21 protein-coding genes are annotated in these 21,343 nt (G+C 64.3%); 16 read left to right on the top strand and 5 right to left on the bottom strand.

Features of this window, described 5'->3' with window-relative positions:
- Positions 1–61 precede the first annotated feature (61 nt).
- The 4 genes from V6B08_RS11440 (at position 62) to V6B08_RS11425 (ending at position 4,384) form a co-directional block, all read left to right on the top strand.
- On the top strand, positions 62–1,546 hold the full coding sequence (locus V6B08_RS11440; protein WP_341980763.1) for a replicative DNA helicase: 1,485 nt from the start codon (positions 62–64) through the stop codon (positions 1,544–1,546).
- A gap of 66 nt (positions 1,547–1,612) precedes the next feature.
- Entirely contained in the window at positions 1,613–2,011 is a 399-nt protein-coding gene (locus tag V6B08_RS11435; protein ID WP_341980761.1) for a hypothetical protein, read from the top strand.
- Between the two features lie 106 nt (positions 2,012–2,117).
- Complete coding sequence (locus V6B08_RS11430) at positions 2,118–3,335, top strand: M24 family metallopeptidase (RefSeq protein WP_341980759.1); 1,218 nt, start codon at positions 2,118–2,120, stop codon at positions 3,333–3,335.
- 152 nt (positions 3,336–3,487) lie between these two features.
- Entirely contained in the window at positions 3,488–4,384 is an 897-nt protein-coding gene (locus tag V6B08_RS11425; protein WP_341980757.1) for a DUF7946 domain-containing protein, read from the top strand.
- 125 nt (positions 4,385–4,509) lie between these two features.
- On the opposite strand, the gene V6B08_RS11420 is transcribed toward V6B08_RS11425, so the two are convergent.
- The gene (locus V6B08_RS11420) at positions 4,510–5,382 is read right to left on the bottom strand and encodes an IS1595 family transposase (RefSeq protein WP_440588813.1); all 873 of its coding nucleotides are present in this window, start codon (positions 5,380–5,382) and stop codon (positions 4,510–4,512) included.
- A 151-nt stretch (positions 5,383–5,533) separates the two neighbouring features.
- Here V6B08_RS11420 and V6B08_RS11415 point away from each other — a divergent pair, with 151 nt between their 5' ends.
- Positions 5,534–6,349, top strand: a complete 816-nt coding sequence (locus tag V6B08_RS11415; protein ID WP_341980753.1) for a ZIP family metal transporter — start codon at positions 5,534–5,536, stop codon at positions 6,347–6,349.
- Positions 6,350–6,378: 29 nt separating this feature from the next.
- Here V6B08_RS11415 and V6B08_RS11410 read toward each other — a convergent pair whose 3' ends face one another.
- Positions 6,379–7,341: a DMT family transporter gene (locus tag V6B08_RS11410; protein WP_341980751.1), complete on the bottom strand. Its 963-nt coding sequence runs from the start codon at positions 7,339–7,341 to the stop codon at positions 6,379–6,381.
- A gap of 214 nt (positions 7,342–7,555) precedes the next feature.
- Here V6B08_RS11410 and alr point away from each other — a divergent pair, with 214 nt between their 5' ends.
- From alr to V6B08_RS11370, 8 genes are read left to right on the top strand one after another with little or no spacing between them, the layout of a single operon-like run.
- Complete coding sequence (gene alr, locus V6B08_RS11405) at positions 7,556–8,689, top strand: alanine racemase (RefSeq protein WP_341980749.1); 1,134 nt, start codon at positions 7,556–7,558, stop codon at positions 8,687–8,689.
- Positions 8,686–9,462 (top strand): MlaE family ABC transporter permease, encoded by a 777-nt coding sequence (locus V6B08_RS11400; RefSeq protein WP_341980746.1) that lies wholly within the window; start codon positions 8,686–8,688, stop codon positions 9,460–9,462. Before alr ends, V6B08_RS11400 begins: the two co-directional genes overlap by 4 nt.
- Complete coding sequence (locus V6B08_RS11395; RefSeq protein ID WP_341980744.1) at positions 9,459–10,232, top strand: ABC transporter ATP-binding protein; 774 nt, start codon at positions 9,459–9,461, stop codon at positions 10,230–10,232. The genes V6B08_RS11400 and V6B08_RS11395 overlap by 4 nt, the downstream gene beginning before the upstream one ends.
- Entirely contained in the window at positions 10,232–11,692 is a 1,461-nt protein-coding gene (gene radA / locus V6B08_RS11390) for a DNA repair protein RadA (protein ID WP_341980742.1), read from the top strand. Before V6B08_RS11395 ends, radA begins: the two co-directional genes overlap by 1 nt.
- 7 nt (positions 11,693–11,699) lie before the next feature.
- Positions 11,700–12,383 (top strand): CvpA family protein, encoded by a 684-nt coding sequence (locus tag V6B08_RS11385; RefSeq protein ID WP_341980740.1) that lies wholly within the window; start codon positions 11,700–11,702, stop codon positions 12,381–12,383.
- 43 nt (positions 12,384–12,426) lie between these two features.
- On the top strand, positions 12,427–13,887 hold the full coding sequence (gene purF / locus V6B08_RS11380) for an amidophosphoribosyltransferase (RefSeq protein WP_341981636.1): 1,461 nt from the start codon (positions 12,427–12,429) through the stop codon (positions 13,885–13,887).
- A gap of 26 nt (positions 13,888–13,913) precedes the next feature.
- Positions 13,914–14,624 carry an SDR family NAD(P)-dependent oxidoreductase gene (locus V6B08_RS11375; RefSeq protein WP_341980738.1) on the top strand — a complete coding sequence of 237 codons (711 nt, stop codon included), beginning with the start codon at positions 13,914–13,916 and terminating at the stop codon, positions 14,622–14,624.
- The gene (locus V6B08_RS11370) at positions 14,621–15,376 is read left to right on the top strand and encodes a hypothetical protein (RefSeq protein ID WP_341980735.1); all 756 of its coding nucleotides are present in this window, start codon (positions 14,621–14,623) and stop codon (positions 15,374–15,376) included. The genes V6B08_RS11375 and V6B08_RS11370 overlap by 4 nt, the downstream gene beginning before the upstream one ends.
- Positions 15,377–15,514: 138 nt before the next feature.
- On the opposite strand, the gene V6B08_RS11365 is transcribed toward V6B08_RS11370, so the two are convergent.
- On the bottom strand, positions 15,515–16,345 hold the full coding sequence (locus tag V6B08_RS11365) for a transporter substrate-binding domain-containing protein (protein WP_341980733.1): 831 nt from the start codon (positions 16,343–16,345) through the stop codon (positions 15,515–15,517).
- A 152-nt stretch (positions 16,346–16,497) separates the two neighbouring features.
- Here V6B08_RS11365 and V6B08_RS11360 point away from each other — a divergent pair, with 152 nt between their 5' ends.
- The 3 genes from V6B08_RS11360 (at position 16,498) to V6B08_RS11350 (ending at position 19,103) form a co-directional block, all read left to right on the top strand.
- Entirely contained in the window at positions 16,498–17,391 is an 894-nt protein-coding gene (locus tag V6B08_RS11360) for a DMT family transporter (RefSeq protein ID WP_341980730.1), read from the top strand.
- A gap of 102 nt (positions 17,392–17,493) precedes the next feature.
- Positions 17,494–17,808, top strand: coding sequence for a c-type cytochrome (locus V6B08_RS11355; RefSeq protein WP_341980727.1), 315 nt, complete (start codon positions 17,494–17,496; stop codon positions 17,806–17,808).
- A gap of 11 nt (positions 17,809–17,819) precedes the next feature.
- On the top strand, positions 17,820–19,103 hold the full coding sequence (locus tag V6B08_RS11350; RefSeq protein ID WP_341980726.1) for an FCSD flavin-binding domain-containing protein: 1,284 nt from the start codon (positions 17,820–17,822) through the stop codon (positions 19,101–19,103).
- A 229-nt stretch (positions 19,104–19,332) separates the two neighbouring features.
- Here the strand turns inward: V6B08_RS11350 and V6B08_RS11345 are convergent, their stop codons facing one another.
- On the bottom strand, positions 19,333–19,566 hold the full coding sequence (locus V6B08_RS11345) for a hypothetical protein (RefSeq protein ID WP_341980723.1): 234 nt from the start codon (positions 19,564–19,566) through the stop codon (positions 19,333–19,335).
- Between the two features lie 58 nt (positions 19,567–19,624).
- Positions 19,625–21,343, bottom strand: a complete 1,719-nt coding sequence (locus tag V6B08_RS11340) for an IlvD/Edd family dehydratase (protein WP_341980721.1) — start codon at positions 21,341–21,343, stop codon at positions 19,625–19,627.

Here is a 21,343-nt window from a genome sequence, read left to right as displayed (position 1 = left end):
CTTCAATCCGTCTTAATGCCCCGCCCGGCCTCTCCTGTCATTGGTTAGTCATTCCGCCGTCATGAACGCACCCGTTTCGCTCCCCGCCTCCCCCGCCGCCAATAGCGACGAGCCGATCTACCGCGTGCCGCCGCACAACCTGGATGCGGAGCAGGAACTGCTTGGCGCCATCCTGGTGAATAACGACGCGGCGCACCGCGTCTCGGGATTCTTAAGGCCGGAGCATTTCCACAACGAAGCGCATCGCCGCATCTATGAAGCGGCGCTGACCCTGGTGGAGCGCGGCGAGATCGCCAACCCGGTGACGCTGAAGGCGTATTTCGAGCGCGATGAATTGCTGGCGCAGGTCGGCGGCACCTCCTACCTCGCCCGCCTCGCCGCCGCTGCCACCACGGTGATCAATGCCGAGGATTACGCCCGCGTGATCCACGATCTCGCCATGCGGCGCGAACTGATCCGCGTCGGCGAGGACATGGTGAACCGCGCCTATGATCCCAAGGTGGACGAAGCAGCGCGCGGCCAGATCGAGGATGCCGAGCAGCAGTTGTTCAAGCTCGCCGATGAAGGCAACGCCGAAGGCGGCTTCATCGCCTTCAAGGATTCCATGCGCCAGTCGATCGAGATGATCGACGCCGCCTGGAAGAAGGGCGGCATGAGCGGCGTCGAGACCTTGCTGAAGGATCTCGATGGCAAGCTCGGCGGCCTGCACAAGAGCGACCTGCTGATCCTCGCCGGCCGCCCCTCCATGGGCAAGACCGCGTTGGCCACCAACATGGCGTTCAACGCCGCCAAGCTTTATTTCGAGAGCGGCGGCGAGCGCGGCGCCCCGGTCGCCTTCTTCAGCCTAGAAATGTCGGCGGAACAGCTCGCCACGCGTATTCTCTCCGAGCAGAGCGGCGTCACGTCCGAGAAGCTGCGCCGCGGCGAAATCTCGGAAGAGGAATTCAGCCGCCAGATCGTGCCGACGGCCAAGCTGTTGAGCCAGGTGCCGTTCTATATCGACGATACCGGCGCCATCTCGATCTCGCTGCTGCGCAGCCGCGCGCGGCGCCTGAAACGTACCGCCAATATCGGGCTGATCGTCGTCGACTACCTGCAGCTCGTGCGCGGCTCGAATTCGCGCCGCAACGACAACCGCGTGCAGGAAATCTCGGAAGTGACCCAGGCGCTGAAGGCGCTGGCCAAGGACCTGAACGTGCCGGTGGTGGCGCTGTCCCAGCTCAGCCGCGCCGTTGAGAGCCGCGACGACAAGCGGCCGCAGCTTTCCGACTTGCGTGAATCGGGCGCCATCGAGCAGGACGCCGACGTGGTGATGTTCGTCTACCGCGAGGAATATTACGAGATGCGCAAGCAGCCCACGGAAGGCACGCCCGAGCATGCCGTGTGGCAGGACAAGATGGCGCGCATCGCCAACCTCGCCGAAGTCATCGTCGGCAAGCAGCGCCACGGCCCGATCGGCCGCGTGGTGCTGCATTTCGAGCCGAACCTGACCCGCTTCAGCGATTATGCCGGCCCGGATCACCTGCCCGAAAGCTACGGCGATTGACCTGCGTCAAGGCGCGGCGGAGAGCGCCGCGCTAGCCTGCTTCCATTGCAGCAAAGGAAGCAGCCCATGTCGCATTACCACGCCGTTGTCTGGCTCGACCATGCCGAGGCCCGCGTCTTCCAGTTCAATCGCGAGGAAGCGGAAAAGCTCACCGTGCACGGCCACAAGCATCACCTGCATCACAAGGCCGGCCAACCCGGCGCCGGCAAGCAGGCCATCGACACCGGCTTCTTCGACGCCATTGCCGCGTCGCTCGATGGCAGCGGCGAAATCCTGGTACTCGGTCCCGGCAATGCCAAGCTGGAATTCATCCGCTACGCCCATCGCGCCAAGCCGCAGCTTGAAGCACGCATCGCTGGTGTCGAGACCGTGGACCATCCCACCGACGGCCAGATCGTTGCCTATGCGCGCAAGTATTTCATCGCCGAGGACCGGATGCGGCCGCTGCTGGCACAGCCGGCATAAGCTGCGATAAGCCCGGCTTATCGCGGGCCATAGCAAGGAACGATTTGCACATCCCCTGGTCTCTGGCCGATGCTGGGCTTACGCCCTTCATCCTGCCGGAGCCATCATGGCCGCACTTCTTTCCAAGGCCACAGCCCCGTCCGAGGCCATCGCCGCCTATGCCGGCCTGCTGCCGCCAGCGGCGTGCGGCGCGGCACTGGTCTTCATGCCCGGCAGTGGTGCCGGCCTCGGCTCCGCAGCCCGCGCCCATGGCCGTTTCCTGCTCGATGCCGATGCGCTGGATGGCTGGCTGCTCGGCCTGCTGCTGCCCGGCGCCAATCATTTCGCCGCGCTGGCAACGCCGAACTATTTCCTCGCCGCCCATCTCGCCAAGCATCGCCCCGATCTCGGCGTCTCCTATGTGGCGACGCCGGAACTCGCCGGCTGGATCGCGGCGCGGATCGACCAGCCGCACCGCGTCGGCCTGATCGGCGGCGGCGAGATGCCGGCCTGGCTGTTCACCGGCTTGCAGGCCGCGTTGTCGCAAACCGCATGGCTGGCGCTGGATGCCGAAGCGCACCGCCTGCGCCAGGCCAAGGCACCGCGCGACCTCAAACGCCACGAAGCCGCCGCCGCGCTTTGCGACCATCTGTTTGCCGCCGTGCCCCGGTTTCTCGTGAAACAGCCGAACGCGCCACGCCTGCAGGAATCACTGCGCCGCGAGGCCTATGACCAGGGCTGCAATGATTGCCGCTCGTGGATTTCCTATGGTCCGGCCGGCACCGATGCCGACATCATGGCACCCGATCCGGCACAGCTTGGCGCTGCCGCCAGCAGTGTCACGGTCGGCCTGATGCTGACCCTGGATGGCGCCTTCGGCCATGCCATCCGCAGCTACAGCATCGGCCCCGCGCCCGCCGCCCTGCTGGCCGCCCACGAGGCCCTGCGCGCGGCTGGCGACCTGCTGTTCCTGGGCCTGCGCCCTAATACGGGTCCGGGCCCGGACGCCGCCCAGCGTATCGCCGCCCTGGAAGCCGAGGCCCGCGCCGAACTGGCGGCACGCGGCTATTCCCAAGGCTTCGCCTTCCGCCTCGGCCATGCGCTCGGCTATGCCTACGAGGACCCGCCGCTTTCCGCCCTGTTCCAGCAGCCCTTCGACCGCGCCAGCAACCTCAGCAACCAGGCAGCGCAGCCGGAAACCCTGACAGCGCCGAGCCTGTTCGAACTGCATCCGAGCCTGCAACTGCCCGGCCTCGGCCTGATCGCCCAGGGCGACATGCTGCTGGTGGAACCGGACGCCAACCGCTGGGCACTCAAGACGCCGCGCCAAGTCATTCCGGTGTGAAACAGCCGAAAACGGCCCGAAACCGGGAAGTGTTCCTGTAGTGTTTCACGTGAAACACAGCATGACTATCCCTTTTAAGAATGTAAGAGATTGGGAGTATAATCCCCTCGCTTGGCCCGCTAAGGTGGTGCCAAAGGCATCGGGGGAAATGTATGGCTGCGACACAACCGGTTTTCACGCCATTCACTATCAAATTCGACGGGTTGGATGCTCACCACAACCGCATGGATTTGCGGACGTTGGGCGTCTCCATATCGGGTGTGAGCAAGATTCTGAACTCTGCCGCTTCAACGCTTTTGTGGGGAGAGGTCCCGAAGAAAAAGGCTATTCCTCGGATAAAATTTTATGCCGCGCCGGTAGAAAAACCTGGCTCGTACCCCATCCCCGTCGAAGCTCTTTTCACAGACCCAAGTACAATAAACTTGATGTCGGAATGGTTGGCTGCGTTGGGATCAGAGGCTATTCAGCGGCTCTTTTCTATCGTCATGCTATCATCAAGCGCAAGGAGCAATGAAGTGGACGCGCACTTTGCAGCACTGATGGAACTGACCCAAAAGATTAGGGAAGATGCTGCGGCATCCCAGCAATTGCTTTTGGCACGCAATGCCGAGTCCGAGTCTCGGCTCATTGATCTTGTTAAACACTTAACGAAAGAAAATCAGAAATTTGTCATCGAGGCCACCACGGCAATAGGTAATACTTGCTCTCAAATGCAGCTCGGTGAGCTGCGTACTGGCGGCGTTGTAATTGACATTCCTACTGCCCAATCTATCCGTTCGCCGGACAAAGTGGAGATTGGTGATCTTACTCAGTATCGGGTGGTGATAGACGGCTTTGTAGCCCATAATATGACCGTGCAGATGTTCATAAATGGAGACGATAAATCTCATATTACGGGTGATCTTGCCGATCCACAGGCTAAGGTATATCCGAATATCTACACGCAGAATATTCGACACAAGATGCTGGAGATTACGGCCAAGCCAACATTTAAAGGGGGCGCCATTCATCGTTTGACGGTAATGGACGCAAAGTTGGCCGAACAGTGAGGATCACATGCCGATAGACGGCTATCTGAATCTGGAAGAAGCTCGCCGCGAGAATAAGCTGGGGAAGTTCGCACAAGAACATCGCTCTATAGGTGACGAGGATGCGTTTGACCGTCTGCTAGGTGCTATGACGAAAACGAAAGCAGCAGACGGCCAAACATCTTCTCCGGATGGTTCCGCATATTGTGGCGATACTCAAACTCGCCTAGATACTTCGGAAGATGCTTCGCGGAAACGCTGATATGCGTGCTGCGGATTGACCGCTTCAAGATCGCCCAGAAATTCTCAATGGTGTTCGTGTGGTGCTTGCCACGGACCCACTCGTCCTTGCGGTGGTTGACGGCGCCGTGGTCGTAGCCGTTGGACAGGCCCTGATAGGCCGGGGCTTCGTCGGTGCTGATCGTGCTGCCATCTGCCACCAGTTCACGGACAATCGGCTCAATCGTCGCCTGCTTCACATTGGGAATGACCCGGGTGTAAAGCACGCCTTCACGCTCGATCATGCCGAACACCACAGACTTACCCTTACGGCCCGAGCCGGAGCCTTCGCCACGGTTCTCACCACCGATAAAGGTTTCGTCCATTTCGACGTGACCGCCCATCGGCGGGGTGCCGTCAACCTCGGCCATGTACTTGCGGATTTCGTGCGCGATGCGCCACGCGGTCTTGTAGGTCACGCCTAGCTGGCGCTGTAGTTCCTTGGCGGACACGCCATGCCGGGACGTGGTGAACAGGTACATGGCGTAGAACCACTTTTGCAGCGGCATATGCGACCGGGTAAACGGGGTGCCGGCCATGGGGTGAATGTGATAGCCGCAATGGGGCTGCGGGCAGCCGTAAGCAGGGATGCCCTTGATCCGCACAAAGCGGCCAACCTTGGAACACTTCGGGCACGCCAGCCGCTCACCAAACCGGACCATCATAAGGTGGTCAAGACAGGCATCGTCCGTACCAAAGCGGCGGAAAAAGTCCTGTACAGTGAATTGCTTAGCCATGATTGCCTCCTGTTGCAGAGAATATAGGCCAAGCTCTTACATTCGTCAAGGGGATAGCTCGCAAACACAGCCAAGCCGGCCTCCCCAACCCCGCCCTTGACGGCAGCGGGCGCTAGACGCCATACCGGAACGCCTCTCCCTGCCGGAACTAAAAATGGATTTCGTCTCCGCCCTTGCCGCGCCGCTCGCCGCCCTGCCGCCCTTCTGGGCCGGCGTGAGCGCCAGCGTGTTTGCCGGCGTGGTGATGACCGGGCTCGGCGCCGCGCCAGTATTCTTCATCCAGCGCATCAATCCGGCGGTGCAGAACGCCATGCTGGCCTTCGCCGCCGGGGTGATGCTGGCCGCCACCTTCTTCTCGCTGCTGCTGCCGGCGCTTGATGCTGCCGAAATCGGCCTTGGCAGCCGGCCAAGTGCGGCCGGCGGCGTCATCGCCGCCCTGCTGGTCGGTGCCCTGCTGATGCATCTGGCGCATGGCCTGGTGCCGCATGAGCATTTCCAGAAAGGCCGCGAGAATGCCGACGCCTCGCGCCTGAGCCGCATCTGGCTGTTCGTTGCCGCCATCGCCATCCACAATTTCCCGGAAGGGCTGGCGGTCGGCCTGGCAGCGGCAAGCAACGATCCGGTTGCCGGCGTCGGCGTCATGCTCGGCATCGGCCTGCAGAACATGCCGGAAGGCCTCGCCGTGGCGGTGGCCTTGCGTGGCGAAGGCTACAGCCAGGGCCGCAGCTTCCTGGTGGCTTTCCTGAGCGGTGTGGTCGAGCCGTTGGGCGGCCTGGTCGGTGCCGGCGCCATCGTGATGTCCGCCGCCTTGTTGCCCTGGGCGCTGGCCTTTGCCGCTGGCGCCATGCTGTTCATCATCTCATCGGAAGTGATCCCGGAGACGCATCGCCATGGCTCCGAGCGCGGCGCCACCGCCTCGCTGTTCGGCGGCTTCGTGGTGATGCTGTTCCTGGATGTGACGCTAGGCTGAGTGACGCTGGGTTGATCGCCGCCTACCACCTAGCGATTTGCGCGCCATTCCGCCAGCAGGATGCCGCCCAGCACCAGCACCAGCGCCACGATGTGATACAGCGCAAGTTCCTCGCCCAGGATCAGCATGGCGAAGCCGGCGCCGAACAGCGGCACCAGGTTGGTGAACAGGCCGGCACGCCCGGCGCCGATCAATTCCACCGAGCGGATGAAGAAGATCTGCGACAATAGCGACGGGAAGATCGCGACATAGAGCAGCAGCAGCCAGCCCTTGGTGCTGGGCCAGTAGAACTCGCCCGCCGCGATCTCGATGGCCAGCGGAATGAAGGATGAGACCAGCGCCGCCGGCGTCATCGCAGCGAAGAATACCAGGCTCGGCACGATGGGCCGCTTGCGCAGCAGCACCGAATAGCCGGAATAGAGGATGGCGGCGATCAGGATCAGCAGGTCGCCATGGTTGATGCGCAACTCGAGCAGATGCTGCAAATCGCCCTTGGCGCCGGTGAGGATCACGCCGGCCATCGAAACCAGCATGCCGATCCATTGCAGCGCCGAAACCCGCTGGCCGAAAAACACCAGGGCGAAAATGAAGATCAGCGCCGGCATGGCGCCGTTGATGATGCTGATGTTGATCGCGGTGGTGCTATGCGCTGACCAGTAGAGCAGGATGTTGTAGCTGGTGTAGCCCAGCGCCCCCATGAGGGCGAGATAGAACATCCGCGGCTTCAGCACCGGCCAATGCTCGCGCAGGCCCTGGCGGCACAGGCCGTACATGATGCCGGCGACGACGAACCAGCGCAGGAAGGTGAGCGAGGCCGGCGAGATTTCGCCGACCGCCAGACGGCTGACCGAGGCATGGCCCGCCCACATCATCATGGTCAGGGTCAGCAGCAGATAGGCATTGCCATTGAGGCGCGCGAACAGGCCTGGAGGGGAAGCTGAGGGCGGGCCAGAGGCGGAAGACGGGCCAGAATTGGAAGACGGGGCGGACATGAAACCTCGGACTGGCCGGCCGGATGCCGTCCTGACAACTGGAATAGTATGTAGTGGCAGCCCTCTTCCGGGGCCGGTCCCCCGACCCGGCCAGTCTGCCCTGCCCGACCTGCCAGAGCAAGCTGTGCCTGGGCAAGCTGTGCCTGGGCTAGCTGTACCCGGGCAAGCAATGCCAAGGGTTTTAACCCCGCTGCTTTCAGGATAAACACAGCCCATGACCAGCATTTCCGGCACCCCGGCCATTTTCGGTGATCGGGGCATCCTGACCATCGACCTCGCTGCCCTGGTGGCCAATTGGCGCCGCCTCGGTGCCATGGCGCCCGAGGCCGAATGCGCCGCCGTGGTGAAGGCCGATGGCTATGGCCTGGGCGCTGACAAAGTTGGCCAGGCGCTGTTCGAGGCCGGCTGCCGCCGCTTCTTCGTGGCGCATATGGAAGAAGCCATAAAGCTGCGCCAGGCCCTGCCCAAGGCGACGATTTATTGCCTGCATGGCATTCCCGCCGGGGCCGAAACCGATTGCCTGATCGCCGGCATCGTGCCGGTGCTTTCCACGCCCGAGCAGATCACGCGCTGGCGCGAAGCGGCACGCAAAGCCGGCCGCGCCCTGCCCGCTGCCTTGCAGGCCGATACCGGCATGAACCGCTTAGGCCTGCAGCCCAGCGAAGTGGATGCCCTGCTTGCCGATCCCAAGGCGCTGGATGGAATCACGCTGGATTTCGTGATGAGCCACCTGGCCTGCGCCGACGAGCCGGAGCATCCGCTCAACGAGGCCCAGCGGCTGCGTTTCAATGCCTTGCGCGCCTGCTTCCCCGGCCTCAAGGCCAGCTTCGCCAATTCCGCCGGCATCTTCCTGGGCAAGCCCTACCATCACGATATCCTGCGCCCCGGCATTGCGCTTTATGGGGCCAGTCCGGGGCCCGGAATCAGCATGCGCGAAGTGGTGCGGCTGGAAGCTGCGATCCTGCAGGTACGCGACATTGACTTCCCCGAAACGGTTGGCTACGGTGCCGCGTATCGCGTTGAAAAACCGAGCCGAATTGCCACCCTGGCGGTGGGTTACGCGGACGGTTTTCTCCGCTCTCTCTCCAACCGTGGCTTTGCCGCGCTCAAGGGAATTGGACCGGATGGGCAAGCGGGCGAAATGCGGGTGCCGCTGGTCGGACGGGTCTCCATGGACATGATCACGCTCGACGTTTCCGCCCTGCCGCCGGAGCATTGCCGCCCTGGCATGCGCGCCACGCTGATCGGCGGCGCCGTGCCGCTCGATGAGCAGGCCGGCCATGCCGGCACCATCGCCTACGAACTGCTCACCGATCTCGGCAAGCGCTACGCACGAGTCTACCGATGAACCCGCTTGCCATCGTCGGCCGCATCTTCCTCGATTTCCTTGCCGCGATTGGCCGTCTGGCGATGTTCGCCGGCACCGGGCTGCGCCATTGCCTCACCCCGCCCTTCTACGGCCGGCTGATCCTGCGCCAGATGATGGTGATCGGTTATTACTCGCTGCCCGTGGTCGGCCTCACCGCCCTGTTCACCGGCATGGTGCTGGCGCTGCAGATCTATATCGGCTCGGCGCGCTTCAACGCCGAAAGCGCCGTCGCCACCATCGTGGTGATCGGCATCACCCGCGAACTCGGCCCGGTGCTCGGCGGCCTGATGGTGGCGGGCCGCGTTGCCTCCGCGATGGCGGCCGAAATCGGCACCATGCGCGTGACCGAGCAGATCGACGCGCTGACCACCTTGTCCACCAACCCGTTCAAGTATCTGGTGGCGCCGCGCCTCTATGCCGGCATCATCACGCTGCCGATCCTGGTGCTGGTGGCCGATATCATCGGCGTGATGGGCGGCTATGTCATCGGCACGCAGAAGCTCGGCTTCAACCAGGGCACCTACCTGAAGAACACCTTCGATTTCCTGGAAACGCTGGACGTGGTGTCGGGCCTGGTGAAGGCCGGGGTGTTCGGTTTCATCATCGCGCTGATGGGCTGCTACCACGGCTTCCATTCCAAGGGCGGCGCCCAGGGCGTCGGCCGCGCCACCACCGATGCCGTGGTCTCCGCCTCGATCCTGATCCTGGTGTCGAACTACCTCGTCACCGAACTGTTCTTCGCCACCAAATGACCGACCTGAAACTCTCCCTCAAGGATGTGAGAAAACGCTTCGGGCCGAAGACAGTGCTCGACGGCCTGTCGCTGGATGTGCGCAAGGGCGAGTCCGTGGTGGTGATCGGCGGCTCCGGCACCGGCAAGTCGGTGATGCTGAAATGCGTGCTAGGCCTGATCAAGGCCGATAGCGGCAGCATCCTGATCGACGGCCAGGAGTCGATGAAATTCGATGCCACCCAGCGCGAGCAGGCCTTGCGCAAGTTCGGCATGCTGTTCCAGGGCGGTGCGCTGTTCGACAGCCTCAAGGTCTGGGAGAACGTGGCTTTCGGCCTGATCCAGGGCCGCAAGATGGAACGCACCAAGGCGAAGCAGATCGCGCTGGACAAGCTGGCCCAGGTCGGCCTCACCCCGGATGTCGGCGAATTGTCGCCAGCCGAGCTTTCCGGCGGCATGCAGAAGCGCGTGGCGCTGGCGCGCGCCATCGCCGCCGAGCCGGAAATCATCTTCTTCGACGAACCGACCACCGGCCTCGATCCGATCATGGCCGATGTGATCAACGACCTGATCGTTTCCTGCGCCAAGAAGCTCGGCGCCTCCACCCTTTCCATCACCCACGACATGGCCTCGGCGCGCAAGATCGCCGACCGCATCGCCATGATCTACAAGGGCCGCATCATCTGGCAGGGGCCGGTGAGCGAAATCGACAATTCCGGCAATGCCTATGTCGATCAGTTCATCCATGGCCGCGCCGAAGGTCCGATCAAGATGGACGTGCTGAAGCCCTGATGGCGCGCGCCTCGGAAAATTTCGTCTGCCAGGATTGCGGCGCCGTCTACCGCAAATGGCAGGGCCGCTGCGATGCCTGCGGTGCCTGGAACCGCATCCAGGAGGAAGCCGCGGCGACGCCGGTGCCCAAGGGTCTCTCGGCGGGCAAGGGCAAGGCGCTGGCCTTCTCCGCCCTGGATGCACAGCCGGAGAATGTCACCCGCACCATCACCGGGATCAACGAATTCGACCGCGTGCTCGGCGGCGGCCTGGTGCCCGGCTCGGCCATCCTGATCGGCGGCGATCCCGGCATCGGCAAATCGACTTTGCTGCTGCAGGCCACCGCCGCCATCGCACGGCGCGGTGTCACGACATTGTACATCTCGGGCGAAGAAGCCGTCGGCCAGATCGGCATGCGGGCCCAGCGGCTGGGCCTTGCCGATGCACCGGTGAAGCTGGCTTCGGCCAATTCCTTGCGCGACATCCTCGCCGGCATCGAGAGCGTGACCGCCAAGGGAGCCGGCCCCGCTGTGATCGTGATCGACTCGATCCAGACCATCTTCGCCGACAATATCGATTCCGCACCCGGCACCGTCACCCAGGTCCGCACCTGCGCCCAGGAGCTGATCCGCGTCGCCAAGCGGTCCTCGGCCGCCGTGTTCCTGGTCGGCCATGTCACCAAGGATGGCCAGATCGCCGGCCCGCGCGTGGTCGAGCACATGGTCGACACGGTGCTGTATTTCGAGGGCGAGCGCGGGCACCAGTTCCGTATCCTGCGCGCGGTGAAGAACCGCTTCGGCGCCACCGACGAGATCGGCGTGTTCTCAATGACCGATGGTGGCCTGTCGGAAGTGGCCAATCCCTCCGCCCTGTTCCTCGGCGGCGCCGAGGATGCCGGCAAGACCAAACCGATGAGCGGCGCCGCCGTGCTGGCCGGCATGGAAGGCACCCGGCCGCTGCTGGTGGAGATCCAGGCCCTGGTGGCGCCCTCGCCGCTGGCCACCCCGCGCCGCACCGTGGTCGGCTGGGATTCTGGCCGGCTGGCCATGGTGCTGGCGGTGCTGGATGCCCGCTGCGGCCTGCGCTTCGCCGGCTGCGACGTCTATCTCAACGTTGCCGGCGGCTTGCGGGTGGTGGAGCCTGCCGCCGACCTGGCGGTGGCCGCCGCCCTGCTCTCGGCGCTCGCCGATACCCCGGTGCCGGAACGCAGCGTGTTTTTCGGCGAGATCAGCCTGGCCGGGGAGGTCCGCCCGGTCAGCCAGGCCGAGGCACGGCTGAAAGAGGCGGCGAAACTCGGGTTCCAGCAAGCCATTATGCCCCTTGCCGGCAAAAGTAAGGTAAAAGGCATCAAGGGCGTGGAGCTGATTCGCCTGGGCGAGCTGGTGGAACTGTTCCCCGATGCCCGCCGGGCGTCCCAACGCGCCAGTCAGTATGGCGGCCGCCAGGGTGGCCGTTCCGGCGCCATGGACGACGAGGAGTGAGAGGCTGATGGACAAGCTGCCGATCAACCCGGTAGACCTCGGCGTCTTCGCGATTCTGCTGATTTCCGCGTTGCTGGCGCTGTTTAGGGGCTTTGTCGGGCTGGTGCTGTCCACCGCCGGCTGGATCGCCGCGGTGATCGCCACCTGGTATTTCTTCGTGCCCGCCGAGGCCTTCGCGCGGCAGTATATCCAGTCCGGGCTGCTGGCCGGCATTGCCGCCGGCGCAGGAATTTTCCTCCCCACCCTTATCTTTTGCTCCCTGCTGACCCATCTCATCGCCGAGCGGGTCCGCACCTCTGCGATCAGCGCCATCGACCGCTCGCTGGGCTTTTTGCTCGGTTTGGCCCGTGGTGCGCTGATCGTGGTGGTGGCCTTCTGGGTCCTGGATAAGTTCGTGATGAAACCCAATGCAGAGCCGGGCTGGTACACCGAGTCGCGTACCCGCCCCCTGGCGACCCAGGCCTATACCTGGCTGCATGACCGCGTCATTGAGCAACTCACTGGCAGCCGGGGCGCCGGGGCAGCTAGCCCCGCGCCGGCCAGCCCAACATCCGGAGGCGGCGGCCGTCCGACGCCGGTGCCGAACCGTACACCGGTCGGCAGCGGCGCTGACTCCGGCCGCGATTCCGGCTATAAGACCGAGGAACGCCGGGGCATCGAGAGCCTAATCCGCACGCAGGACAAGCCATGAACCGTCCGTTGGCGACATGCCATCGGGCGGCGGAGCAATGATGATGCTGCACACCAACCCCTTCGACGACGACAAACTCCGCGAGGAGTGCGGCATCTTCGGCATCTACGGCACGCCCGACGCGGCGGCCAACACGGTGCTGGGGCTGCATGCGCTACAGCATCGCGGCCAGGAAGCCGCCGGCATCGTCAGTTTCCACGAAGGCCGCTTCAACAGCCACCGCGCGCTCGGCCATGTGGCGCCGAACTTCTCCTCCGAGAAGGTGATCCGCGAACTGCCCGGCCTCACCGCCATCGGCCATGTGCGCTACTCGACCTCGGGTGCGACGCTGCTGCGCAACGTGCAGCCGATCTATGCCGATCTCGAAGGCGGCGGCATCGCGCTGGCGCATAACGGCAACCTGACCAATGCGCGCCAGATCCGCGACGACCTGGTGGCCAAGGGCTCGATCTTCCAGTCCACCATGGACACCGAGGTGATCACCCATCTGGTGGCGCTCAGCCGCAAGGCTTCCGTGGTCGAGCGTATCGTCGATGCGCTGAAGCAGATCGAGGGCGCCTATGCGCTGGTCTGCCTGACGCCGAAGAAGCTGATCGGCGTGCGCGATCCCTGGGGCGTGCGGCCGCTGGTGCTGGGCAACCTCAAGGGTGCGCCGATCCTCGCCTCCGAGACCTGCGCGCTGGATATCATGGGCGCCGATTATGTGCGCGATGTCGAGCCGGGCGAGTTGGTGGTGATCGACGCCGAGGGCATCCACAGCCATCACCCCTTCCCGCCGGTGAAGCGCCGCTTCTGCATTTTTGAGTATATCTACTTCGCGCGGCCCGATTCCCAGGTCGAGGGCCTGAGCGTCTATGAATCGCGCAAGCGCATCGGCGCCGAGCTGGCGCGCGAGAATCATGTCGATGCCGATGTGGTGATCCCGGTGCCCGATAGCGGCGTGCCGGCGGCGATCGGCTATGCCGCCGAGAGCGGCATCCCGTTCGAGCTTGGCATCATCCGCAACCATTATGTCGGCCGCACCTTCATCGAACCGACCGACCAGATCCGCCATCTCGGCGTCAAGCTGAAGCACAATGCCAACCGCGCCTATATCCAGGGCAAGCGGGTGATCCTGGTGGACGATTCCATCGTGCGCGGCACCACCTCCACCAAGATCGTGGAAATGGTGCGCGAAGCCGGCGCCAAGGAAGTGCACATGCGCATTGCCTCGCCGCCGACGACGCATAGCTGCTTCTACGGCGTCGATACACCGGAACGCTCCAAGCTGCTGGCGGCAACCCACAGCGTCGAAGAGATGGCGAAGTTCATCAAGGCCGACAGCCTTGCCTTCCTCAGCATGGATGGCCTCTACCGCGCCATGGGCCGCCAGAGCCGCGATCCGGCCAACCCGGCCTATTGCGATGCCTGCTTCTCCGGCGACTACCCCATCGGGCTGACCGATGAAGCAGATCGTACCGCGCGCGGCCCGCGCCAGCTCACCCTGTTGGCCGAAACCGGCTGATCGCTGAACGTTAGAGAATCTCAATCATGCGTCTCAAGGACCGGATCGCGCTGATCACCGGCGCCAGCCGCGGCATCGGCGCCGCGATTGCCAAGCAGTATGCCCGCGAGGGCGCCCACGTCATCCTGGTCGCCCGCACCGTCGGTGCGCTGGAAGAACTCGATGACGAGATTCGCGGCATCGGCGGCAGCGCCACGCTGGTGCCGATGGACATGGAAAAGACCGAGCTGATCGACGGCCTGGCCGCGCCGCTGTTCGAGCGGTTCGGCAAGCTCGACATCCTTGTGGCCAATGCCGGCCTATTCGGCAAGCTGACACCGACGCCGCAATATCCGCCGGATCTGTGGGAGAAGGTGTTCAAGCTGAATGTGCATGCCAACCAGCGGCTGCTGCGCGCCACGCATCCGCTGCTGCATGCCTCGGGTTCGGGCCGCGTCATCTTCGTTTCCTCCACCGTCGCCCGCGAGCCGCGCGCCTATTGGGGCGCCTATGCCGCCAGCAAGGCAGCGCTCGACAACATGGCGCTGACCTATGCCCGCGAGGTCGAAGCCGGCAGCATCCGTGTCAACGTGGTCAATCCCGGCGGCACCCGCACCGAGATGCGCGCCGCCGCCTTCCCCGGCGAAGACCCACTGACCCTGCCAGCGCCAGAAGACATCGTGGAGATTTTCGTCGCGCTGGCCGAGGCAAGCTCGACGCGCCATGGCGAATGGCTGAACGCGCGCGATTTCAAATGATCACGGATCAGCAGCGCGGCGAGATCGTTGCGCGGCTGCTCGCCGCCCGCCAGGGCGGCCCGCTATTCGACCCCGCCGGCATTGCCATCGACCATGCCGATGTCCTCGCCATTCAGGCCGGCGTGATGGCAGCATTAGGCCCGGTCGGCGGCTGGAAGGTCGGGCGCGGTGCGCCGGACCAGCCGATCATCTTCGCCCCGATCCGCGCCAGCGGCATCGCGGCCGCGCCCAAGCTGTGGCCGCGCGAAGACTCCCGGCTCTGCGGCCTGGAACTGGAAATCGCCTTCCGCATCGACAGCGCCCTGCCGCCCCTGGATGCGCCGGACTATGCCGCGAAACTCGCCGCCTCGGTCACGCCGCTGCCGGTCTTCGAGGTGCTGGATAGCCGGCTGCTCAACATGGAAACCACTGACGCGCATTGGCGACTGGCGGATATGCAGATCAATGCCGGGATGATCACCGGCACGGCGTATGACAAGCCATGGCAGCCCGATGATTTCATTCGCCTGAACGGTGAACTGATCGCCGATGCCAGCATTGTCGTCGATGGCCTGTTGACCCAGCCGGGCGGCTCGCCCTTCGATCTGCTGATCGAATTGCTGCGCCAGGTGAAGGATCATTGCGGCGGCGTGCAGCCGGGCCAGATCGTCACCACCGGCGCTTTCACCGGCCTGCGCTTTTTCAAGCCCGGCACCCGCCTGCGCGGCAGCTTCGCCGGCATGGCGCCGCTGGAAATGATGTTCGGGGCGTGACGCAATAGAGACCCCGCCTTACTTGTCACCCTCGCGAAAGCGAGGGTCCCATTTTCTTGTCAGCTCATTACCAAATGGGATACTCGCTTTCGCGAGTATGACGTAAAGGGGGCGCGGGTATGACGGCTTCTCTCCGCCCTATTCCGCTTTCATGCCGGCGGGCGCCACCATCGACGCTGTAAGCCCCATGGCATCGAGCGACTTGCGCACATTGCCATTGGCCTTCTGCTCCTCAATGAAGGCATTCACATAAGGCAAAACCGCCGCGCCCTTGCCGCGCGGCACGGCGACCGACGTGGTGGAATTGAGGAAGCCGCCATCGAGCACCTTGGAATTCGGCACCTTGCCGAGCAGGCCAAGCAAAGACTCGCGCGATAGCCCGATAGCCTCGGCATTGCCGGCATTGACCAAGGCCACAGCATCATCGACGCCGCGCACCCAGACAATCTTGGCCTGCTTGTAATAGACAGAGGCAGCGCGACCCGTGGCGGTACCTTCCACGCCGGCGATGCGGATATCGGCGCGGTCGACTTCCGCCAACGTGTTCGCCTTGGCGCGCTCCACCACCAGCAGCGTGCTTTGCAGCAGGTGATAGGCAGCGCCGAAATCCACCAGCTTGGCGCGTGCCGCGTCATGCGGCATGAAGGTGACATCCCAGGCATCCTTGTCGCCGGCAGCCGTGATTTCACCGGTGGAAGCGTAGTCGACGAAGTGCAGCGGGCGCCCGATCTTGGCAGCCAAGGCGCGGCCGAGATCGACGGTGACGCCCTTGAACTGGCCGCCGGCATCCTTCACGGCATAGAGCGCCGAGGGCGCGGGCGAAATGGCAATGGCGACGCGCAACGGGCCTTTTGGCGCCAGCACATCCAGCGGTGGCGCGGCGGTCTGAGCCATGGCTTCTCCCGAGATCAGCAGTGCCGCCACCAAACCAAGGCGCGACAACACAACACGCATCATTGGAATACGCATCGTTTCCTCCCGCCGTCTTGAGCGCGGCTGAGGACAAGTCTAGGCGTAAACCGCTTTCGCGCCATAGCGGTTTTCGATCCGATCACGCGGCTTTCATGATTCGGCGGGCCATGCCAAGGTGACGCCCCGTCAGCTTACCTCCGGTCGCCGCCATGTCGTCTCCCCGCTTCACCCGCTCGCCGCTTTTCGGCATGGCCCTGGTCGGTTTCGGTGCCATCGGCTTCGGCATCATGCCGCTGTTCATCCGCATGGCCTACGAGGAAGGTCAAACGCCGCTATCGCTGCTGGTGTGGCGCTTCGCCATCGCGGCGGCCTGCTGCCTGCCCTTCCTGCCCGCCATTCTGAAACAGCGCCGCGACTTCGTTTTCGCCTTCATCGCCGGCGCCGCCTATATGAGCTCGATGCTGTTCTACTTCATCGCGCTGCAATACCTCACCGTGGCGCTGACGGTGCTGATCCTGTTCACCTATCCTTTGTTCACCATCCTGCTCGGCTGGCTGGCCTTCGGCGAGAAGCTGACCCGCGCCAATCTGATCGCCGCTGCCCTGGTGTTCATCGCCGCCGCCCTGATCCTCTCTCCCGATGCAGTGGCCGGCGCGCCTTTGCTGCCGGTGCTGCTCTGCTTCATCCCGCCCACCGCCTATTCCCTGTTCATCCATATTGCGGCGCGGCGCCTGAGCCACATCATCGTGCCGGTGCGGCTCGGCGGCGTGTTCATCGGCGGCTTCCTGGCAATGCTGGGGCTATGCCTGATCTGGGAAGGCGGCGTGATCGTGCCGACATCCTTCAAGGCCTGGGGCGCGGCCGCGGCGCTGGCGATTTTGAGCACCTTCGGCGCGCTCGGCCTGCTGCTGCTGGGCGCCCCCATCGCCGGGCCGGAGCGTTCGGCGATTGCCGGCGCTGGTGAACTCATCACCTCGCTGCTGGTCGGCCTGCTGGCCTTCGCCGAGCCAATTTCCTGGCCGATGCTGGCCGGGGCCGGGCTTATCCTGCTGGCCATTGTGGTTTCCGCGCGAGGCACGCCGAAGATTCCTGGCGAACCATAAAAAACATAATTTCTTTGTTTAATTAATATAATCACAAACGAAGTTGATTGAATTTTTACTCTGGGATAGCGTCCTCCCGGTTCGTCACCAGGGAGGATGTCGATGTACCGCCCCACTATGCTTGCCGCCGCGCTTGTGGCCGGCCTCGGGCTTGCTGCCCCCGCGCTCGCGCAGCAGGCTCCGCAACCGCTTTCGGAAGCCGCTTTCGCGGCCCAGACCTGCAACCTCTGCCATGGCAGCCCGACCTATGTGTCGCCGACCATGCCGCCGATCCACGGCGTCGATGCCAAGACGCTGTATGAGGCGCTGATCGAGGTGAAGACCAACAAGAAGCCCTCCACCATCATGGGCCGCATCGCGCGCGGCTATTCGGACGATCAGCTCAAGGCGATCGCCGAACATCTGGCGCGTAACTGAAGGGGGATGCCATGACCGACTTCAATCGCCGTCAACTGCTCGGCGCCGGCATCGCCGCCAGCGCCTGCTTCACCTTCCCCGGCTTCGCCGCAGCCCAGGTCAACCGCAATGCCCCGGCCCGTGTGGTCGTGGTTGGCGGCGGCTTCGGCGGCGCCACCGCCGCACGCTATCTCAAGCTGTTCGATCCCAGCCTCGACGTGACGCTGATCGACCGCGACGCCATCTACACCACCTGCCCGTTCTCGAATTATGTGCTGGCCGGCGTGCGCAGCCTGGACTCGATCCAGCACCGCCGCGATCCGCTGCAGCAGCGCTGGGGCGTGAAGCTGGTGCGGGCCAGCGCCACCGCCATCGACACCGGCGCCAAGCGCGTGCGGCTGGCCGATGGCGCCGTGCTGCCCTACGACAAGCTGGTGGTGGCGCCGGGCATCGAGCTGAACTATGGCGGCGTGCCGGGCTACAGCGAAAAGGGCGCCGAGCGCGTGCCGCATGCCTGGAAGGCCGGAGCACAGACCGCCCTGCTGCGCCGCCAGCTTGAAGCCATGCCCGATGGCGGCACCGTGATCATCGCGCCGCCGGCCAATCCGTTCCGCTGCCCGCCCGGCCCGTATGAGCGGGTGAGCATGATCGCCTGGTATCTCAAGACCAAGAAGCCGAAGTCGAAGATCCTGATCTTCGACGCCAAGGATGCCTTCTCCAAGCAGGGCCTGTTCCAGGCTGCCTGGGAGTCGGAATATCCCGGCATGATCACCTGGGTCGCCGGCAAGGATGGCGGCAAGGTGGAGGAAGTAGATGTCGCCAATCTCTCGATCAAGGCCGGCTTCGGCACCGAGAAGGCCAATGTGCTGAACCTGATCCCGCCGCAGACCGCCGGCAAGATCGCCATCGATGCCGGGCTCGCCGAAAGCAACGGCTGGTGCGCCGTCGATCCGAAGTCCTTCGCCTCGCGCAAGGCGGCCGACGTGCATGTGCTGGGCGATGCCTCGATTGCCGGCGCGATGCCGAAATCCGGCTCGGCGGCGAACAGCCAGGCCAAGGTGGTGGCCGCCAACATCGTCGCCTCGCTGCGCGGCCAGGCCGCGCCGCCGGCGGTGTTCCACAACACCTGCTACAGCCTGGTGTCGCCGGATTACGGCATCTCCGTCACCGGCACCTATCGCCCGGGCGAAACCGTGGCGGAAGTGCCGAACAGCGGCGGCGTCAGCCCCGCCCGCGCCGATGCGGCCTTCCGCAAGCAGGAAGCCGAGCATACGCTGGGCTGGTATGCCGGCATCATCGCCGACGCCTTCGGCTGAGACACGGCTACATCAACTACGGAAAGCCCGGCCTTAGCGCCGGGCTTTTTCGTTTCAGCTTGTGCGATCAACCCTAACACATCGTCATGCCCGACTTTAGCCTGCCATTAAGCCCTGATTCCTTAATGTCGTCACCGCCGGGCTTGACCCGGCGGTCTCACTGCGTGCTTGCGCGAGATGCCCGGATCAAGTCCTGGCATGACGAACACACTGGAATGTTGTGGCTGCTTTAAGCCGAGCGCTGCTGCGCGCCGGTCATCAATTCGCGCAGCTTGCGCTCGATGGCCGGGGTGACCGGATCGATGCCGCGCAGGATCAGGCTCAGCGCCATGCGCGACAGGCCGACCTTGGGCGCGAGGTCATCCAGCGTGCGACCCTGATCGGCGCACCAACGGGCGACGACCACATCGGTGTCCTTCGGGAAGAAACGCTGGCTGCCAAAGATGAATGATTCGGGAAGCATAACTCCCGAATAAGGTAGTTCGCGCTACAAGGCAATACTTCTCAGTATGACCTATTGCTTATGCTTGTTTACCAGGCACCAGAAAGTCGAAGTCGCAGCCGCCATCGGCCTGCAATACAGTGTCCATGTACAGCTTGGCATAGCCGCGCGTCGGCAGTTCATGCGGCAATGTGACAGGCTCGGCGGCGCGGCGTGACAATTCGTCATCTTCCACCAGAAGGTCGATGCGGCGCTTTGCCACATCCAGGCGGATGCGGTCGCCGGTCCGCACCAGGCCGAGCGGGCCGCCATCGGCGGATTCCGGTGTGATATGCAATACGATAGTGCCGAACGCCGTGCCGCTCATGCGCGCATCGGAGATTCGCACCATGTCCTTCACGCCCTGGCGGGCCAGCTTTTTCGGGATTGGCAGATAGCCGGCTTCCGGCATGCCCGGCGCGCCCTTCGGCCCGGCATTGAGCAATACCAGCACGTCATCGGCGGTCACATCCAGGTCCGGGTCGTCGACACGGTTGGTCATGTCCTCAACCGAGGTGAACACCACGGCGCGGCCCTCATGCTGCATCAGCTTGGGCGAAGCCGCCGCCTGCTTGATCACCGCGCCGCGCGGCGCCAGGTTGCCATGCAGCACTGCCATGCCGCCCTCCGCCTTGAGCGGATTGCTGCGCGGGCGAATGGCAGTCTGGCCGCGCACTTCCTCGGCAGCCGCCACCACATCGGCCAGCGTGCCGCCGGCTACGGTGGGGGCGGAAAGATCCAGCAGGTCGGCCAGTTCGCGCATCAGGCGCGGCACGCCGCCGGCATGGTGGAAATGCTCCATGTAATCGTTGCCGGACGGCTTGAGGTCGATCAGTACCGGCGTGTTGCGGCCGATCTCGTCGAAGCTGTTGAGGTCCAGCTCCAGCCCGGCGCGGCCGGCCATGGCGGCCAGATGCACGATGCCGTTGGTGGAGCCACCAATGGCCTGCAGCACCACCTGGGCGTTGCGCAAACTGGCCGGCGTCATCAGTTCGCTGGGGCGCGGCCCGCCGGTCTTGGCCATTTCGGCGGCGCGCATGCCAGAGGCCTCGGCGATGCGGCGGCGTTCGGCATGGGGCGCGGGCACGGTGCCGCCGAGCGGCAGGGTGAAGCCAAGCGCCTCGGAAATGCAGGCCATGGTGGAGGCGGTGCCCATCACCATGCAGGTGCCAACCGAGGGCGCCAGGCGGTTCGACACCGCCTCGATTTCGGCTTCCGCCATCTGGCCGCCGCGATAGCTGCCCCAGAGCCGGCGGCAATCGGTGCAGGCGCCCAGCACCTCGCCCTGATGATGCCCCACCACCATCGGGCCGACGGGCAGAAACACGGTGGGCAGATCGGTGCTGATCGCGCCCATGAGCTGTGCCGGCACGGTCTTGTCGCAGCCGCCAATCAGCACCACGGCATCCATCGGCTGCGCCCGCAGCATTTCCTCGGTGTCCATCGCCATCAGGTTGCGCAGGAACATCGAGGTCGGATGGGCGAAGCTTTCATGGATCGAGATGGTGGGAAACACCATCGGCAGCGCACCCGACAGCATGACGCCGCGCTTCACCGCTTCGATCAGGTCCGGCACGTTGCCGTGGCAGGGATTGAAATCGCTGTAGGTGTTGGTGATGCCGACAATCGGGCGGTCCAGCGCATCGTCGGAATAGCCCGCCGCCTTGATGAACACCTTGCGCAGGAACAGCGAGAATTCGGCATCGCCATAGCTGGTCAGGCCTTTGCGCAATCCCCGCTTGCTGGTGCCCTGGCTCAT

Source organism: Ferrovibrio sp. MS7 (genome assembly GCF_038404985.1).
Taxonomy (GTDB): Bacteria; Pseudomonadota; Alphaproteobacteria; order Ferrovibrionales; family Ferrovibrionaceae; genus Ferrovibrio; species Ferrovibrio plantarum.
The sequence above is the reverse complement of the archived record's forward strand: the minus strand, read 5'-3'. Positions and strand labels throughout refer to the sequence as shown.